The organism is Streptomyces sp. NPDC046859 (assembly GCF_040645135.1).
Classification (GTDB): Bacteria; Actinomycetota; Actinomycetes; order Streptomycetales; family Streptomycetaceae; genus Streptomyces.
On record NZ_JBEYXR010000039.1, the window covers coordinates 35,879 to 51,654 of the forward strand.

The window sequence follows — 15,776 nt, forward strand, 5'->3', positions numbered from 1 at the left end:
ACGAGGCGGGCCGCGCCGAAGCGTCGCGTGCAGCCGGTCGGTGGGGTACTCCCGAGCATCAGCTCGGCTGGAAGGAGTGTCCCCGTCGGCGCCATTCCTCGGCGAGTAGTTCGTACGAACGGACCCGGTCCGCGTAGTCATGGGCGATCGTCGTGATGAGCAACTCGTCCGCGCCCGTGGCCTCCTGGAGTTGTTCCAGCTGGTCGGCCACCCGACCTGGTGAACCGACGAACTGGGTGTCGAGGCGGTCCTGGACGAGGGCCCGGTCCTCGTCGGTCCAGGTGTGGGCACGCGCTTCCTCCGGCGTCGGGAACTCAATGGCGCCCTCGGCGGTGCGGATGCTGCGGACCCACAGGCCGTAGCCGGTGGCGAGTTCCCGGGCCGTCGCGTCGTCCTCGGCGACGACGACGTCGGCGGAGACACTGACGTACGGCTTGTCGAGGAACTCGGAAGGCTGGAAGAAGGACCGGTAACCCTCCACCGCCTCCAGGACCGTGCCCGGGCTGACGTGGTAGTTCACCGCGAACCGCAGACCGTTGCGGCCCGCGACAGCGGCGCTCTGACCACCGCTGCTGCCCAGGATCCACAGCTCCACGTCGGCGCCCTCCCCCGGCACGACGTGCGCCTCGACGCCCTCTGGGGAACGGTAGGTGCCGGCGAGCAGGGCGAGGATGTCGTCGATCTGCTCGGCGTAGTCCTGTGACTCGGCGCCCGGCAGCATAAGCAGCCTGCGCTGCAGCGCGATGCGGGGTGACCCGAGCAGATGCTCGAAGGAGAAGCGGGGCGGGATCAACAGGCCGTTCGGGGTGCGGCCGTCGAGGACCGGGGTCGCCGCCGGCAACGGTGCGGCCGACTGTCCCGGCGGGCGGCCGCCCGAGCGGCCCAGGCCCAGATCGAAGCGGCCCGGGTGCAGCGCGTCGAGCAGACCGAACTCCTCCACGGTGGACAGCGCCGTGCGGTGCCCGAGCTGCACGGCCCCCGAGCCGAGCCGGATGGTGGAGGTGGCGGATGCGGTCAGGGCCAGGACGACTGCGGGTGACGTGCCTGCCACGCCCGGATTGAGGTGGTGCTCGGCGAACCAGTAGCGGGCATATCCGAGGCGCTCGGCCTGCTGTGCGAGGTCGATCGAGTTGCGCAGAGCATCGGCTGCCGTCGAGCCGGAGGGGATCGGGACCAGGTCGAGAACGCCGAGGGAAACATCAGACATGGAGGGACTCCTGGGTGAGCGGTGGCGTCGGAAGCACGGGGCCCCATACGAACGGGGGGTCCGGGATCTCGCGGCGCAGCACGGGGGCGACCTCGGACTGGAACAGTTCGAGGGAGGCACGGTGCTGCGACTGCGTCAGCCCGCCCGCGTCGGCGTGCAGGTGGAGCACGGTGTGCCCGAGCTGTTCGTGGTAGCGGTGCATCTTGTCGATGACCTGCTGCGGGCTGCCGATCAGCGCGGAACTGCGTTCGACGAAGTCCTCCAGGGTCTCGAAGACGACGGGCAGGCCCGCCTTCTTGAAGAAGGCCAGATTGGACTCGAAGATCGGCCGGTATGCGGCGAGGGCCTGCTGGGAGGTGGGCGCGACGTGGATGCCCGCCGTGCCGGCGCCGACGGCGATCTGCGCCGGGTCGTGGCCGTAGTGGTCCCAGCGCTCGCGGTAGTGGCGGATCAGCTCGGCGTACGGCTCTATGGGGTGGGTGACGTTCGCCGAGAAGAGCGGGTCGCCGTAGCGGGCGGCCAGGTCGACCGACTCCTTGCTGGTCGCGCTGCCGTGCCAGACCCGGACGGGCTGCTGGTAGGGCCTCGGCCACACCTCGGCGTCCGTCAGCGGCGGACGGAAGCGGGTGTCGGCGGTGACCTTGTCCTGACGCCAGATCTTCCGGAAGACCTCGTAGCTCTCGGCGTTGCGGTCCCACTGGTCCTCGGGCGTGACGTGGAACAGGTCGCGCTGGGCGGCGCCGTTGCCCTTGCCGATGATCAGGTCGAGCCGGCCGTCGGAGAGGTGGTCGAGGGTGGCGTAGTCCTCGTAGGCGCGCACCGGGTCCAGCAGGCTGAGCGTCGTGACGGCCGTGAACAGGCGGATCCGCTTCGTCAGGGCGGCCACATGGCTGAGTACGACGGTCGGGGAGGAGGAGATGAACGGCCGCTCGTGGCGCTCCCCCACGCCGAAGCCGTCGAAGCCCAGCTCCTCGGCGAGCAGGGCGCTGTCGAGTACTTCGCGGAAGCGGTCGTGGGTCGACTTCTGTACCCCGGTGACCGGATCCGGTCGGTGCACGATCAGGGTGATCGCGAGGAACTTCACGACGCCACCCGGTCGTCGACGGACTCGGGGTGGGAGAGGCCGAGGTGGTCGCGGAGGGTCGTGCCCTCGTAGGCGGTGCGGAAGACGCCCTGCTCCTGCAGGAGCGGGACGACCTTGTCGGCGAAGTCGTCGAGACCACCGGGGGTGATGTGCGGGACGAGGATGAAGCCGTCGCTGACGTCGCCCTGGACGTGGTCGTTGATGGTCTTGGCGATGGTCTGCGGGGAGCCGACGAAGGTCTGGCGGTTGCCGGTGTTGATGACCAGGTCGCGGATGGACCAGTTGTTGGCGGCGGCCAGTTCGCGCCATTCGCGGGCGGTGGCCAGAGGGTCGCGGTACATGCGCACCTGGGCGCGGCCCTGGGAGATGTGATGGTCGCTGATGTCCGGGTCGGTGTCGGGCAGCGGTCCCTCCGGGTCGTAGGAGGACAGGTCCCGGTTCCAGACGAACTCCAGGTGCTTGAGGGCGGTGGCCCCGCTGACCTGCTGGCGGCGCACCAGCTTGGCCAGTTCCTCCGCTTCGGCGTCCGTGTCGGCGAGGACGAAGGTGGCGGCGGGCAGGATCAGCAGCTGGTCGTGGCGGCGGCCGTACTTGGCGAGGCGGTTTTTGACGTCCGTGTAGAAGGCCTGGCCGGTCTCCAGGGTGGCGTGGCGGCTGAAGATGGCGTCGGCGCTGGAGGCGGCGAACTCGCGGCCCTCCTCGGAGTCGCCGGCCTGGAAGACGACGGGACGGCCCTGAGGGGAGCGGGGGACGTTGAACTGGCCGTGGGTGTCGAAGTGCTGTCCGCTGTGGACGAAGGAGCCGGCCTTGGCGTCGCGCAGGAAGGTGCCGGTGGACTGGTCGGCGAGGATCTCGTCGCCGTGCCAGGAGTCGAAGAGCTCGTTCGCGGTGGCGAGGAACTCCTTCGCCCGCGAGTAGCGCTCCTCCTGCGGGAGGAAGCCGCCGCGGCGGAAGTTCTCACCGGTGAAGGCGTCCCAGGAAGTGACGACGTTCCAGGCGGAGCGGCCGCCGGAGAGGTGGTCGAGGCTGGCGAACTGGCGGGCGACCTCGTAGGGCTCGTTGAAGGTGGAGTTGATGGTGCCGGTCAGGCCGAGGTGCTCGGTGACGGCGGCGAGCGCGGCGAGGACGGTGAAGGTGTCGGGGCGGCCGACGACGTCCAGGTCGTAGATCTTCCCGCCTTGTTCGCGGAGCCTGAGCCCCTCGGCGAGGAAGAGGAAGTCGAACTTGGCGCGTTCGGCGGTGCGCGCGAAGTGCGCGAAGGAGCTGAACTCGATGTGGCTGCCGGCCTCCGGGGCGCTCCACACGGTGGTGTTGTTGACGCCGGGGAAGTGCGCGGCCAGGTGGATCTGCTTCAGCGGCTTGCTCATGGTCGGTGCGGTCCTTCCGGCTCAAGCGGTCGCGGCGTAGCGGTTGGCGGGGCGGGACAGGCCCAGCAGGCCGCGCAGGGTGTCGGCCTCGTAGGCGGTGCGGAAGGCGCCCCGGCGCTGGAGTTCGGGGACCAGGCCCTGGGTGATGGCCGGCAGGTCGTGTCCGGCGACGGCGGGCCGCAGCCGGAAGCCGCTCAGGCCCTTTTCGGCGAACTCCTGGAGCAGGTCGGCGAGTTGAGTGGACGTACCGGCGAAGATCCGGGCGTCGCTCGTGTACGGCTCCCCCGCGAGGGCGTCGAGGCGCGCGCGCCGGTCCTCCGCAGCGGCTTGGTCGTCGTCCAGGAAGACGACCAAGTCACTGAAGACATGCAGGAGTCCGCCTGTGCGTCCGGCCGTCTCCTGCTCGGCGCGGATCTCGGCGACGATCGCGCGGGCCTGCTCGGCGTCGTGCGGGGTGACGTAGCCGATGTCGGCCTGGCGGGCTACGAGCCGGTACGGAACGGTCTGGTGGGCGAGGGCGGTGACCAGCGGCTGGCCCTGCGGCGGGCGGGGTGTGATGGAGGGGCCCTTGACGCTGAAGAACCGGCCCTCGAAGTCGATGTAGTGCAGCTTGTCCTCATCGATGAAGCGGCCAGTGGCCACATCGCGGATCTCGGCGTCGTCCTCCCAGCTGTCCCACAGCCGGCGCACGACCTCGACGTGGTCGGCGGCCTCGTCGAACAGATCGGTGAGGCGCTCCTGTCCGGCCGGGGTCCGCAGTTCCTCCAGGCTGATCGGCGGGAAGGTGCGGCGGCCGAAGTGGTCGGCCTCGTGCGGGCGGGCGGTGATCTGCACGCGCAGGCCGGCGCGGCCGTTGCTGACGTAGTCGAGGGTGGCGATCGCCTTGGAGATGTGGAACGGCTCCGTGTGGGTGGCGATCACGGTCGGCACAAGGCCGATGTGCCGGGTGAGGGGCGCGATGCGGGATGCGATCAGTACGGCGTCGAGTCGGCCGCGGACCTGGTCCGTACGGCCGTCCAACTCGCCGTAGTGCGAGGACTGCAGGCCGAGGCCGTCCTCGAAGGTGACGAAGTCGAGCAGGCCGCGCTCGGCCTCGGCGACCAGATCGGCCCAGTATCCGGCGGTGAACAGGGACCGGGGGCGGGCCACTTGCTCGCGCCAGGAGGCGGGGTGCCAGCCGGTGCCGTCGAGGGCGACGGCGAGGTGCAGCGAAGAAGGGGACACGGATGAATGCCTTCCTGGAGATCCGTACGAGAACGCCGACCCGCTTGAATGAGGCGAACGGCGGGCTGGCGAGCAGCGAGATGGGGTCCGTCGGCCGAAGACCGGGGAAGGTCAGGAGCAACAGAGGGCGCCGGCCACGCGCTGAAGGTCGATGTGGGGCCGGGAGTGCAGGCGGACGGCACGGAGTACACGTGTCATGTGGCGCACCTCCGTCCGAACCGCCGCCATCCACAAGGACAACGGCACGGTCATGCCGTTTCTTCCACGCCGGCGGCGCCGGTGTTCCGCACGAGCGAGAAGACCGTACGGCAGCGCAGGGTGAAGCCGAGCGACTCGTACAGCCGGATGGCGTCGGTGTTGGTGGCGCTGGCGTGCAGGAAGGGTTGCTCGCCGCGTTCCTTGATGCCGGCCGCGACGGCCCGGACCAGGCGCGTGGCCAGGCCCCGGCCACGGTGGTCCGGGTCGGTGCACACGGCGCTGATCTCAGACCAGCCGGGTGGGTGCAGCCGTTCACCGGCTATCGCGATCAGCCGGCCGCGGTGGCGGATGCCCAGGTAGGTGCCCAGCTCGACGGTGCGCGGCAGGTAAGGGCCCGGTCGGGTGCGGGCGACCAGATCGAGGATCTCGGGTACGTCGGCGGGGCCGAGCCGTACGGCCTCTGGGTCGGGCTCCGCGCGCAGGCCGGTGTCCACGAGCTGGACGCCCTGGCCTGTCTGGACGAGCTCCCAGCCGATCGGCGGTTCGCTCACGCCGCGCACGGCGGCGCTGCCGCCGGGGCCGACGAGCGTGGCCAGGTCGGCCCAGGCGCGCGGGTCGTCCTCGTCTGTGACGGCGTGGAAGGGGGCCACGTCCCGCGGATAGCGGGCGGCTCGGCCGACGCGTTCGACGAAGTGGGCGTGCGGGCCGGTGAGCGCGGCCCAGGCGGGGTTGTCGAGGACATGGGAAGATGTGGCTTCGAGGCTGACAACAGGCATCGCGTGACGGCTCCGTTACTGGGGACGCGGGGCGGGATCCCCGCCGCGAGGCGACGGCGGGATCCCCGGCCGAGGGTGGGTCAGGAGTTGTCCAGCGGCAGTCCGGGCGGGTTGACCTCGGACTTGACGACGGCCTCGTTGGTGAGGTTGTAGGCCTTGAGCCACTCGGCGTACTGACCGTTCTTGATCAGGTAGTTGATGGCGTCGGCGAGCGGCTTGGCCAGGCCGCTGTCCTTCTTCGCCGTGGCTGCGATCAGTCCCTGCAGGCTCGCGCCCGCACCTGAGTAGGTGCCCGCGGTGCGGGTGGCGTTGGGCGTACCCGAAAAGCGGGCGCGGACGTACGCGCGGCGGAAGCGACGTCGGACGGGCGAGCAGGGCTCACCTGTGCGCACTGGACAGGACGACACCTCAGGGAAAAAGGGACGCCGTCGGCGCGGGATGGGCGCGGCTCAGCCCTGGGACCTGATCGCGCTGCAGACGCGCTGCAGGTCGATGTGGCGGCGGGGGGTGAGAAGGAGAGGCGAACGGCTCACTCGGACGGTGACCGGTTCCAGGCGCCTCATATTTCTCTACCTATTCACTAGGATTCCCACAGTGAGTGTCGATCGGACCGACATCGGCGTCAAGAGGGGCGTCCCGCATCGCGGACGTCCCGATGGACGGCGGCCCCGCTTGACACAGTCACCACACGTTTCGCACTGCAACCGTCGGGACGCGGCGACGGTCTCCTGTGAGGGACGCAAAAGGGCCCCGCAGGCTCTCGCCCGCGAAGCCTCTTCGCACCATCAGGCCAGGCGCATCAGTCCGGATACTCCGGTCCGACCGCGGTGCGGGCGCCGAGCGTCCTCCCCCTGCCCCAGCCCAGTTCACGCCGGTATCCGCCGAGCAGACCGGATTCCTCGAGCTGTGTCACATCACGCAAGCGCGAGCCCGGAGCGACCGCGGTCACCAGCGGGGCGACGAACAGCGCGTCGGTCGGGCAGTACGCCTCGCACTGGAAGCAGGTCTGGCAGCTGTCCTGTCGCGCGATCACCGGAACGCCGTCAGCGCCGCGGTCGAAGACGCGCGTCGGGCACACCTCGATGCACCGGTCGCAGGCGATGCAGCGGTCCGGCTCGACGATCTCGATCATGCGGCTCGGCCTCCGATCGTGACCAGTTGCCGCGACGCCGGCTCCGGACGGCTCCAGATCTGGTCGAGCCCACCGGTGAGCAGCCGGTAGTGCTGGGCCGGATCCTGCGTCGGCCGGTCGGCCCGCTTGTGCATACCGCGCGATTCGGTGCGCTGCAGTGCCGCGTGGTACATCCAACGGCCATGGGCCACCATCGCGGCCGCCTCCCTGGCCCGGAACAGCTCCTCACCGCTCGCCCCCAGCCCTTCGCGGACCGCGGACCACCTCCCGTGCAGGGAACGCAGAGCCGGCTCGAGACGGTCGGCGTGCCGCAGGTAGTTGCGGTCGTACGGCAGGACCTCGCGCTGTACGGCGGAGACGACCTCGCGATGGTCTACGCTGACGGCCCCGGTCGGGCGGAGGCCGGCCGTCCCCACGGCCCGCAGTCGGCTGCCCGATCGGCCCCGCCGGGTGGCGAACGCGGCGGCGCCCCGGCCCGCCCAACTGCCCGAGGACGCCGCCCACGCGGCGTTGTGACTGCCGCCTCCGGTGAAGCCGCCGCAGATCAGCTCGCGGGTCGCGGTGTCGCCGGCTGCGTACAGCCCTGGAACGTCGGTCGAGCAGTCGTGATCGGCGATGCGCACACCGCCCGTCCCCCGTACCGTGCCTTCGGCCAGCAGGGTGATCTCGAACAGGTCCGTGAACGGGTCGATGCCCAGCCGGTCGAAGACCAGGAAAGTGTTCGGCTGACCCATGCGCATCGCCCGCTGTTCGTCTGGGGTGGCCCGGTCGAATCGGGCGTAGACCGGCTCGGCGAGCAGAGTCCTCGCAATCACCGACCGGCCGCCCTTGCTGGCCGCGCCTTCCAGCACCGAGCCGTCGGCGCGGTAGAAGGTCGCCCAGGAGTAGTAGGCAGTCTTGGTCAGTGACGTGCCTTTCGGGGCGATGGCGTAGGCATTGGAGAACTCCATACCCGACAGCCGCGCTCCCGCCTCCACGGCCAGCAGCGCGCCGTCCCCGGTGTTGACGTCACAGCCGAGGGTCTTGGACTTGAACGCACATCCGCCTGCGGCGAGCACGACCGCCCCCGCCTCGATGCGGACGGTCTCACCGGTCGTACGGTCGAGCGCCCGCGCCCCCGAGACGACGCCATCGGCATCGGTCAGGAGTTCCAGCGCCGGAGTGTGGTCGAGGATGCGCACGCCGAGCCGCTGTACCCGGGTCCGCTGCCGACGCATGTACTCGGGCCCCTGGAGGTCGCCGCGCAGCTGACGGCCGTGGGCGTCGACGGGGAAGGGGTAGCGCTGGACGCGGGCAAGCTCCTCCATGCGCGCGTGGGTCTCGTCGAGGACGCGCGCCATCCAGTCCCGGTCGGCGAGGAATCCGCCGAGCGCCTCGCGGCTCGCCATGGCGGCCTCCCGCAGTTCGGGGACGTCGTCGACGTACCAGATGCCGGTGCCGACGGAGGCGGTCGCTCCGCTCGCGCCCGTGTAGCCCTTGTCTGCAAGAACGACGCTGGCGCCTGCCTGGGCAGCCTTGATCGCGGCCCAGGTGCCCGCGGGACCGCCGCCGATCACCAACACGTCGGTGGACAGGGTTTGTTCGGAATCGGTGCTCGTCATGGCATGTGTTTCCTTCCTGGGACGGGGATCAGGGCTTGAGGCGACCGGTGGCGAACATCGCGGCCGACCAGGCCGTCAGCGCCGCCGCGAGGCACCAGACGACGGCCAGGGCCCAGCCCGCGCTGACGTCGCCCTGGCCGAGGAAGCCGATCCGCTCGACCTGGACCAGCCAGAAGACGGGGTTGAGGTGGCTCAGGGCGGCCCAGAATGGCGGCAGTTGGTGGACCGAGTAGAAGACACCGCCGAGAAAGCCCAGCGGCAGCAGGATGATCGACTCCATGGAGTAGACGTGGTCGAGGGACTTGGCGTGGCCGCCCGCGATCACGCCGACCTGCGCGGCGACCAGGAGCACGCCGAGCGTGCCGAACACCAGGACGAGGGGGCGGGCCGGGGCGCCGCCGTGGGTGAGCGGGAACGCCACCGCGAGGACACCCGCGCCCACGACGACGGCTCGGGTGACGCCGCCGCCCACCAGTGCCGCGTTGATCTCCCACCATCTGAGTGGGCTCGCGAACATGTCGTTGATGTACTGGTCGCGGCGGGCTTCGAACAGGCTGGTGGTCCCGTTGAAGAAGCCGACGTTGACGATCGCCTGGGTGAAGAGGCCGGGCACGATGAAGCTGCCGTAGTCGACGCCGTCGATCGTGTCGACGTGCGAGTCGAGGGCAGATCCGAAGACGACGACGAAGAGCACGGTCGACAGCACCGGGCCGACGACGCTGTAACGCCAGATCGTGAGGAAGCGCAGGACCTCCCGCTCCAGAAGCCACAGGAACGGCGACCGTTCCGCCCGGAACGGCTCGTCGTGCGCCGGGAGGGCCGGGGCTTCGGTGCCGCTCACGAGGCGACCTCCTCCGCTGTGATCACCCGGTCGTAGACCTCCGAGATGTCCCGGGCCGCGTACCGTTCCCGCAGCGAGGCGGCGGAGCCGCGGTCGACGATCCGGCCCGCGCGCAGCAGCGCGATCTCGTCACACAAGGTCTCCGCCTCCTCCAAGTAGTGCGTGGTCAAGAGGACGGTGGTGCCTGCGGCGTTGAGGCCCTTGACGACCCGCCAGATCTCCGAGCGAAGTTCGACGTCGACGCCGGCCGTCGGCTCGTCGAGGATCAGCAGGCGGGGCCGGTGCATGAGGGCCCGCGCGAGGACGAGGCGCCGTTGCATGCCGCCGGACAGTTCGTAGGCGCGGGCGTCGGCCTTGTCGCCGAGGCGGAACAGGGCGAGCAGTTCGTCGGCGCGCCGGGCGGCCGCCTTACGGCCGATGCCGTGGTAACCGGCGTGGTAGATCAGGATCTGCCGGATGGATAGGAACCGGTCGACGTTGATCTCCTGCGCGGCCAGGCCAAGGAGCCGACGGGCCTGTCGGCTGCGGTGGTCGTGGCCGAAGACGGAGAGCGTGCCTGCGGTGGGTCGCACGATGTTGCACACCGAGCCGATCAGTGTGGTCTTCCCGGCGCCGTTCGGGCCGAGCAGGCCGAAGAAGGCTCCGTCCGGTATCTCCAGGTCGAGCCCGGCCACCGCGGTGAAGCCGTCTTCGTACGTCTTGCGAAGGCCCTCGACCCGCAGCGCGGGCGGACTCCCGCCGCTCCGGGAACGGGAAGCGGCGGGAGTCGCGCACGGGTCAGGCGGGGAAAGCCGGTCAGCCATGGAACTGGTTCGCCGGGACCGGGAGCCCGTAGTGCTCGCGCAGGGTCGTGCCCTCGTACTCCTCGCGGAACAGGCCCTTGCCGCGCAGGATCGGCAGCACGTGCTCGACGAAGGCCGCGAGGCCCGACGGCAGAGCAGGCGCCATGATGTTGAACCCGTCCGCGGCACCGCCCTCGAACCAGGCGATGATCGTATCCGCAATCTGCTCGGGCGTGCCGACGAACTCGAAGTGGCCGCGCCCGCCGCCGAGCCGGGAGATGATCTGTCGGACCGTCAGCTTCTCGCGCACCGCGAGATCGATGATCAGGTCGGAACGGCTCTGCGAGCCTTCCAGTTTCGGCTTGGCGAGGATGAACTCCGGCAGTGGCGCGTCGAGCTGGAAGACCGACGGCTCGGTCTCGAACACGGCGGCCAGCTGGCGCAGCCCGTACTCCGGAACGCGCAGCTCGTCGAACTGTCGCGCGAGTGCCCGGGCCTCCTGCTCGGTCGAGCCAATGTACGGGACGATGCCGGGCAGGACGATCACACCATCCGGATCGCGGCCCGCGGCCCTGGTCCGTGCCTTGAGGTCGGCGTAGAAGGCGGCGGCACGCTCGAAGGTGGTGTGCGCGGTGAAGATCGCCTCGGCGTGGCGGGCCGCGAAGTCCTTGCCGTCCTCGGAGGAGCCGGCCTGGACGAGCAGCGGGTAGCCCTGCGGTGGACGCTCGACGTTGAGCGGGCCGGACACCTTGAAGTACCGGCCCCGGTGGTCGAGGCGGTGCAGCCGCGCGGGGTCGGCAAAGCGTCCCGTGGTCCTGTCCGCGACGACCGCCTCGGACTCCCAGCTGTCCCACAGCGCCTTGGCGACCTTCAGGAACTCGTCGGCGCGAGCGTAGCGTTCGGCGTGGCCAGGGCGGTCGTCGAGGCCGAAGTTGGCCGCCTCGTCCGCCCCTGCTGAGGTGACGATGTTCCACCCGGCACGGCCGCCGCTGACATGGTCGACGGACGCGAGCCGGCGGGCGAGGTTGTACGGCTCGTTGTACGTCGACGACACGGTCGCGATGAGGCCGATCCTGCTGGTCGCCTGGGACAGCGCGGTCAGCAGGGTCAGTGGTTCGAGCTGGCCCGGCGGCCGGAACTCGCCGGTGCCGATGAGGGCCGGGCCGTCCGCGAGGAACAGCGAGTCGAACTTGGCGCTCTCGGCGAGCTGCGCCAGCTCGATCCAGTGCCGCAGGTCGAAGTCCGCCCGGGGGTTGCTGTGCGGGAGCCGCCACGCCGCCTCGTGGTGGCCCGCTTCCATGAGGAAGGCGTTGAGGTGCAGCTGCCGCCGTCTCTCGCTCATGAGGTGACCTTCAGCTTGGAGCTGTCGTAGCCGGCCGGGAGGAGGTTGTCGGTGATCGACTTGACGTCGACCTTCTTGGTGATCTGACCGGCCTCCAGGAAGGCGTCGGCGAGCTCTTGCTCCAGTTCGATGTCCGACTGCTCCACCGGGGTCACCCGGTTTGAGTAGGCGGCCAGGGACGCCTTGGCGTCGGCCAGCGGGATGCCCTGCTCCTTCGCCAGCGCCTGCGCGTACTGGTCGGGGTGCTTGACCGCCCAGGCGAACTCTCGCGACAGCCTCTTCAGTACGTCCGTGAGAGCCGCACGCTTGGTCTTGTCCTTCAGCGACGTGTCACTGGCGACGTAGTAGCTGCTCGTCTGGTCGATCGGCGGGAGCCCTTTCACCAGGATCCGCGCACCGTTCTTGACCGCAATCGCCGACTGCGGGTTCCAGATCGCCCAGGCGTCCACCTTGCCGGTGTTGAACGCGGTCGCGCCGGCCGCCGGGTCGAGGAAGGTCAGCTTTACGTCCTTGGGGGTGAGGCCGACGCTCTTCAGCGCGTTCAGGGCCAGGCCGTGGGCCGAACTGCCCTGCGGGACAGCGATCTTCTTGCCCTTGAGGTCGGCGGCCGTCTTCAGCTTCGAGCCCTTCGGCACGATGATGTTCTCGACCGCCTGGTCGGGCGTGAGCGAGCGGTTGACGGCGACGATCTTAAAGCCGTACTCCTTCGCGGCGCCGGTGATCGGCGGTACGCTGCCGACGCTGCCGAGGTCGATGTCGCCCGAGGCGGCGGCCTGCACGAGGGGCGGGCCGTAGGTGAAGCGGGCGAACTTCACCTTGTAGGGCGCGTTGTCGAACACGCCGGTGATCTTTGCCAGCTCCTGGCTGCCGTCACCGCCGTTGTCGCCGACGGTGAAGGTGTACTTGCTCCACTCGGGGTGCCTGGCGTCGCTCGTGTCGGCGGCGTTGCTCAACGGCGCGTCGGTGTCCGACGCCGACGATCCGCAGGCGACGAGGGTGCCCGCCAGGGCGAGCGAGCCGACGGCGCCGATGAGTCTGGTGATTCTCTTTCGCATGGGTTGTCGTGCTTTCTGTGCTGGGTGAGGGTGTTCGGGGAAGTCAGTGCTGGCCGGCGAGGCCGAGGTCCTCCAGGAGCCGGGCGCGGAGTTCCTCGCGTGCGATGCTCCCTTCGCGGTCCGCGGCGGAGAGGTGAACCTCGTGCGAGGTGCCGATGCGGCCGTTGCTCATGACGACGATGCGGTCCGCCAGGGCGATCGCTTCGTCGACGTCGTGGGTGACGAGCAGCATGGCGGCGTGGTGCTTGGTCCGCAGTGCGCGTACGAGGTCGTGCATGCGCAGCCGGGTGATGGCGTCGAGGGCCGCGAACGGCTCGTCCAGCAGAACGAGTTCGGGCTCGGAGACCAGGGCCCGCGCGAGCGACACCCGCTGGGCCTCGCCGCCGGAGAGCTCCTTGGGCCAGGCCTTCTCACGGCCTGAGAGTCCGACCTCGGCGAGCACGTCGCGGGCCCGCTGTTCCGCGTCGGGTCCGTGCAGGCCGAGCGTGACGTTGCGCAGGACCCGCTGCCACGGCAGCAGCCGGTCGGCCTGGAAGACGATCGCCCGCCGTGTCGGGACCTCCACACGCCCTCCGTCGGGCCGGTCGAGTCCGGCGAGCAGCCGCAGCAGGGTGCTCTTGCCGCAGCCCGACGGGCCGAGCAGGATCACCAGCTCCTCGTCGGCGATGGTGAGGTCGAGGTGGTCGAGCACTACCCGGTCACCGAACCGACGGACCACCTGCTCGACGGTGACCCCGGTCTGCCGTCGTGGCTCCGCTGTGATCGTGCTGCTCATGACGCCTCATAACTGGGTCGCCACCGCAGCAGCACCCGCTCGAGAACCCGGACGAACTGGTCGGCGAGCAGACCGAGGAGCGAGTAGATCACCAGCCCCACGAAGACCTGGTTGGTCTGGAGGTAGGTCTGCCCTTGAGTGATGAGGAAGCCGAGTCCCTTGTCGGCGTTGACCGTTTCGGCGGCGACGAGTCCCAGGACGCTGTACGCGAGGGAGAACCGCAGGCCGACCAGGAACCCCGGCAGGGCTCCGGGCACCAGCACGCGCGTCACCAGACGCCAGGTGCCCGCGCCCGTCGTGCGTGCCATCTCGATCAGCCGCTGGTCGACGCCCCGGATCGCGGCGAAAAGGTTGAGATACATCGGGACACCGGCTCCGAAGGAGATCAGCAGCACCTTCGTGAGTTCGTCGATGCCGAACCACACGATCATCAGCGGCAGCACCGCAAGCAGAGGGATCGTGTTGAGCACCTGCACCACGCCGTTGAACAGGTACTCCCCGCTGCGCAGCAGCCCGCCGAGCACTCCGGTGACGATGCCCACCGTCAGACCGATGGCGAGACCGATGCCGGCCCGTTGCAGCGAGATGGCCAGGTCGGGCCCAAGAACGCCCTGCTGCCACAGGTCGGCGGCGGACTTCACGATCGAGGTCGGCGCCGGAGCGTAGGTCTTCGGCACCACTGCGGCCCGGGCGAGTGCCTCCCAGGCGAGGAGGATCACGAGCGGGGTCGTGTAGATGCCCAGCGGCCAGCGCAGGCGCTCGCGGAGCGCGGTGAGCGGAGTCGTCCGGCGGCGGGTGTCGCGCGGCAGGAACACCTCGCGTTCTTGCGCTCTCGTCGTCTCGGCGGCCGGGCCCTTGGTGACGGCCAGGGCCGGGATGCGGACTTCGGTCATGCGGCTACCGCCAGCACGCTGCTGTAGTGCGAGGCATCGCCGACGAGCTGCTCGCTGCGGCGGCCGTCGACACCTGCCGGCACCTCTCCGGCGACCGTCACCCGGTTGAGGCGGCGCGGATGGTCGTCGTAGTTGTCCACCCCGTAGTGCTGGGTGATCCGGTTGTCGAAGATCAGCAGCTGGTTCGGGGACCAGGTCCAGCGCAGGATGTTCTCCGGACGCGTCACATACGACTGGAGGATGCGCAGCAGATCCGCTGACTCGCTGCTCGACAGGCCGACGATCCGCTTGGCGAACCCGCCGATGAACAGCCCGCGTTCGCCCGTCAGCGGATGCAGTCGCACGACCGGGTGCTCGGCCTCGTAGGGCGTCGAGACGAAGACGCGGTCGTACTCCTGCCGCTGCGCCGTCGTGGCCGAAGGGCGGGCGTAGTCGTACTGGTTGGTGTGCACGACGCGCAGCGAGTCCGCGAGCGCCCGCAGCGGTTCGGGCAGATCGCGGTAGGCCGCGGCGGCGTTCGCGATGAGCGTCTCTCCGCCGTACGGCGTGGTCACGATCGACCGGAGCGTGGTGAGCTGCGGCGGGTTGATCACGAAGGATACGTCCGTGTGCCACTCGTTGGCCTTGGACGTCTCGCTGTCCACGGCGAGCACGTTCGTCGTGCCGTCGGCGGCCGCCACGTTGGGATGGGCGGTGGTGAGTTCGCCGAACCACCGGGCTACGCGCTCCTGGCCGGCGTTGTCGAGGTTGACGTGATCGAAGACGATCGCCTTGTGTTCGTCGAGGGCGTCACGGAGCGCCGTGACCGTCGAGAGATCGGGGGTCGCCGTGAGATCGACGCCCTCGACGACCGCGCCGATGCGGCCGGTGAGCTTACGGATGGACACAGGCATGAGGGAGTCCTTCTCGGGAGGAAGCGAGCGCATAGCTGAGAGCTGGGTGCTCCGTGCGGAGAGCGTGAGTGAACGGCCGACTCGCGAGCCGATCGACGGGAGATCGGGCAGTCGGTGCGATGGCGACGCGGGGGGAGACCGAAGTTCAGCCTGTGCGGACAGCGCGGAGAGGTCAGGCCGGAGGAGCAGTCGCTCAGGAGGCGGACACGGCGATCCCGCAGGGCGACGCTGCATTACGGGCGGTTTCGGACCGCCTCCGCACGACGCGCACCGTCGGTGCGCACCGGTTGCCGCCGGGGACCACTTACCGGGTCAGCGACAACAAAACGCGCTGGAGACGTGCGCCAGATCGATGTGGCGCCGCCGAGTGAGCTCCACGCGCGGGTTCATGACACGGGAGTTCAGCAGACGTCCACCACGTGGGTCAATAACTTTCCGGACAGGTCTCGCATCGCGGACACGGGACCGGCGTGGACACTGCGGGCGCGCAGACGTCAGCCCCTGACGCGCGCGTCAGCAACGCCGAGGTCCACAAGGCGGCCCGGCTGCTGTGGGAGGGCCGCGGCTACGCCGGGGTGGAGACGGCGTTCGTGTCGCTGGCCGCGC

General features: G+C 69.9%; 15 protein-coding genes and 1 pseudogene. All 16 read right to left on the reverse strand.

The window, feature by feature from the left end:
- Nucleotides 1–58: 58 nt before the first annotated feature.
- Nucleotides 59–1,207, reverse strand: a complete 1,149-nt coding sequence (locus ABZ899_RS34255; RefSeq protein WP_361354160.1) for an LLM class flavin-dependent oxidoreductase — start codon at nt 1,205–1,207, stop codon at nt 59–61.
- Nucleotides 1,200–2,291: an LLM class flavin-dependent oxidoreductase gene (locus ABZ899_RS34260; RefSeq protein ID WP_361354163.1), complete on the reverse strand. Its 1,092-nt coding sequence runs from the start codon at nt 2,289–2,291 to the stop codon at nt 1,200–1,202. The genes ABZ899_RS34255 and ABZ899_RS34260 overlap by 8 nt, the downstream gene beginning before the upstream one ends.
- Complete coding sequence (locus ABZ899_RS34265) at nt 2,288–3,658, reverse strand: NtaA/DmoA family FMN-dependent monooxygenase (RefSeq protein WP_361354166.1); 1,371 nt, start codon at nt 3,656–3,658, stop codon at nt 2,288–2,290. The genes ABZ899_RS34260 and ABZ899_RS34265 overlap by 4 nt, the downstream gene beginning before the upstream one ends.
- A gap of 21 nt (nt 3,659–3,679) precedes the next feature.
- Nucleotides 3,680–4,882 carry an LLM class flavin-dependent oxidoreductase gene (locus ABZ899_RS34270; protein WP_361354168.1) on the reverse strand — a complete coding sequence of 401 codons (1,203 nt, stop codon included), beginning with the start codon at nt 4,880–4,882 and terminating at the stop codon, nt 3,680–3,682.
- A 111-nt stretch (nt 4,883–4,993) separates the two neighbouring features.
- A complete protein-coding gene (locus tag ABZ899_RS34275) occupies nt 4,994–5,134 on the reverse strand; it encodes a putative leader peptide (RefSeq protein WP_361354171.1) in 141 nt (46 codons plus the stop codon).
- The gene (locus ABZ899_RS34280; RefSeq protein ID WP_361354174.1) at nt 5,131–5,856 is read right to left on the reverse strand and encodes a GNAT family N-acetyltransferase; all 726 of its coding nucleotides are present in this window, start codon (nt 5,854–5,856) and stop codon (nt 5,131–5,133) included. The genes ABZ899_RS34275 and ABZ899_RS34280 overlap by 4 nt, the downstream gene beginning before the upstream one ends.
- 80 nt (nt 5,857–5,936) lie before the next feature.
- Nucleotides 5,937–6,173: pseudogene (locus ABZ899_RS34285) on the reverse strand (ABC transporter substrate-binding protein); the annotation flags it as partial.
- 482 nt (nt 6,174–6,655) lie between these two features.
- Nucleotides 6,656–6,988 (reverse strand): ferredoxin family protein, encoded by a 333-nt coding sequence (locus ABZ899_RS34290; RefSeq protein WP_351225009.1) that lies wholly within the window; start codon nt 6,986–6,988, stop codon nt 6,656–6,658.
- Nucleotides 6,985–8,589: an FAD-binding protein gene (locus tag ABZ899_RS34295; RefSeq protein WP_361354177.1), complete on the reverse strand. Its 1,605-nt coding sequence runs from the start codon at nt 8,587–8,589 to the stop codon at nt 6,985–6,987. Before ABZ899_RS34295 ends, ABZ899_RS34290 begins: the two co-directional genes overlap by 4 nt.
- 28 nt (nt 8,590–8,617) lie before the next feature.
- Nucleotides 8,618–9,430: an ABC transporter permease gene (locus ABZ899_RS34300; RefSeq protein WP_361354180.1), complete on the reverse strand. Its 813-nt coding sequence runs from the start codon at nt 9,428–9,430 to the stop codon at nt 8,618–8,620.
- A complete protein-coding gene (locus ABZ899_RS34305; RefSeq protein WP_361354183.1) occupies nt 9,427–10,104 on the reverse strand; it encodes an ABC transporter ATP-binding protein in 678 nt (225 codons plus the stop codon). Before ABZ899_RS34305 ends, ABZ899_RS34300 begins: the two co-directional genes overlap by 4 nt.
- 121 nt (nt 10,105–10,225) lie before the next feature.
- Nucleotides 10,226–11,554: an LLM class flavin-dependent oxidoreductase gene (locus tag ABZ899_RS34310; protein ID WP_361354186.1), complete on the reverse strand. Its 1,329-nt coding sequence runs from the start codon at nt 11,552–11,554 to the stop codon at nt 10,226–10,228.
- The gene (locus tag ABZ899_RS34315) at nt 11,551–12,609 is read right to left on the reverse strand and encodes an aliphatic sulfonate ABC transporter substrate-binding protein (RefSeq protein ID WP_361354188.1); all 1,059 of its coding nucleotides are present in this window, start codon (nt 12,607–12,609) and stop codon (nt 11,551–11,553) included. The genes ABZ899_RS34310 and ABZ899_RS34315 overlap by 4 nt, the downstream gene beginning before the upstream one ends.
- Nucleotides 12,610–12,652: 43 nt before the next feature.
- On the reverse strand, nt 12,653–13,384 hold the full coding sequence (locus ABZ899_RS34320; protein WP_361354191.1) for an ABC transporter ATP-binding protein: 732 nt from the start codon (nt 13,382–13,384) through the stop codon (nt 12,653–12,655).
- A complete protein-coding gene (locus tag ABZ899_RS34325) occupies nt 13,381–14,277 on the reverse strand; it encodes an ABC transporter permease (protein WP_361354194.1) in 897 nt (298 codons plus the stop codon). Before ABZ899_RS34325 ends, ABZ899_RS34320 begins: the two co-directional genes overlap by 4 nt.
- Entirely contained in the window at nt 14,274–15,170 is an 897-nt protein-coding gene (locus tag ABZ899_RS34330) for a TauD/TfdA family dioxygenase (protein WP_361354196.1), read from the reverse strand. Before ABZ899_RS34330 ends, ABZ899_RS34325 begins: the two co-directional genes overlap by 4 nt.
- Nucleotides 15,171–15,776 lie beyond the last annotated feature (606 nt).

Excerpts from the sequence above, each read along its gene's own strand:
- ABZ899_RS34255 (WP_361354160.1), bottom strand. The coding sequence starts at position 1,207 with ATGTCTGATGTTTCCCTCGGCGTTCTCGACCTGGTCCCGATCCCCTCC.
- ABZ899_RS34265 (WP_361354166.1), bottom strand. The coding sequence starts at position 3,658 with ATGAGCAAGCCGCTGAAGCAGATCCACCTGGCCGCGCACTTCCCCGGC.
- ABZ899_RS34275 (WP_361354171.1), bottom strand. The coding sequence starts at position 5,134 with ATGACCGTGCCGTTGTCCTTGTGGATGGCGGCGGTTCGGACGGAGGTG.
- ABZ899_RS34280 (WP_361354174.1), bottom strand. The coding sequence starts at position 5,856 with ATGCCTGTTGTCAGCCTCGAAGCCACATCTTCCCATGTCCTCGACAAC.
- ABZ899_RS34290 (WP_351225009.1), bottom strand. The coding sequence starts at position 6,988 with ATGATCGAGATCGTCGAGCCGGACCGCTGCATCGCCTGCGACCGGTGC.
- ABZ899_RS34295 (WP_361354177.1), bottom strand. The coding sequence starts at position 8,589 with ATGACGAGCACCGATTCCGAACAAACCCTGTCCACCGACGTGTTGGTG.
- ABZ899_RS34310 (WP_361354186.1), bottom strand. The coding sequence starts at position 11,554 with ATGAGCGAGAGACGGCGGCAGCTGCACCTCAACGCCTTCCTCATGGAA.
- ABZ899_RS34315 (WP_361354188.1), bottom strand. The coding sequence starts at position 12,609 with ATGCGAAAGAGAATCACCAGACTCATCGGCGCCGTCGGCTCGCTCGCC.
- ABZ899_RS34320 (WP_361354191.1), bottom strand. The coding sequence starts at position 13,384 with ATGAGCAGCACGATCACAGCGGAGCCACGACGGCAGACCGGGGTCACC.
- ABZ899_RS34325 (WP_361354194.1), bottom strand. The coding sequence starts at position 14,277 with ATGACCGAAGTCCGCATCCCGGCCCTGGCCGTCACCAAGGGCCCGGCC.
- ABZ899_RS34330 (WP_361354196.1), bottom strand. The coding sequence starts at position 15,170 with ATGCCTGTGTCCATCCGTAAGCTCACCGGCCGCATCGGCGCGGTCGTC.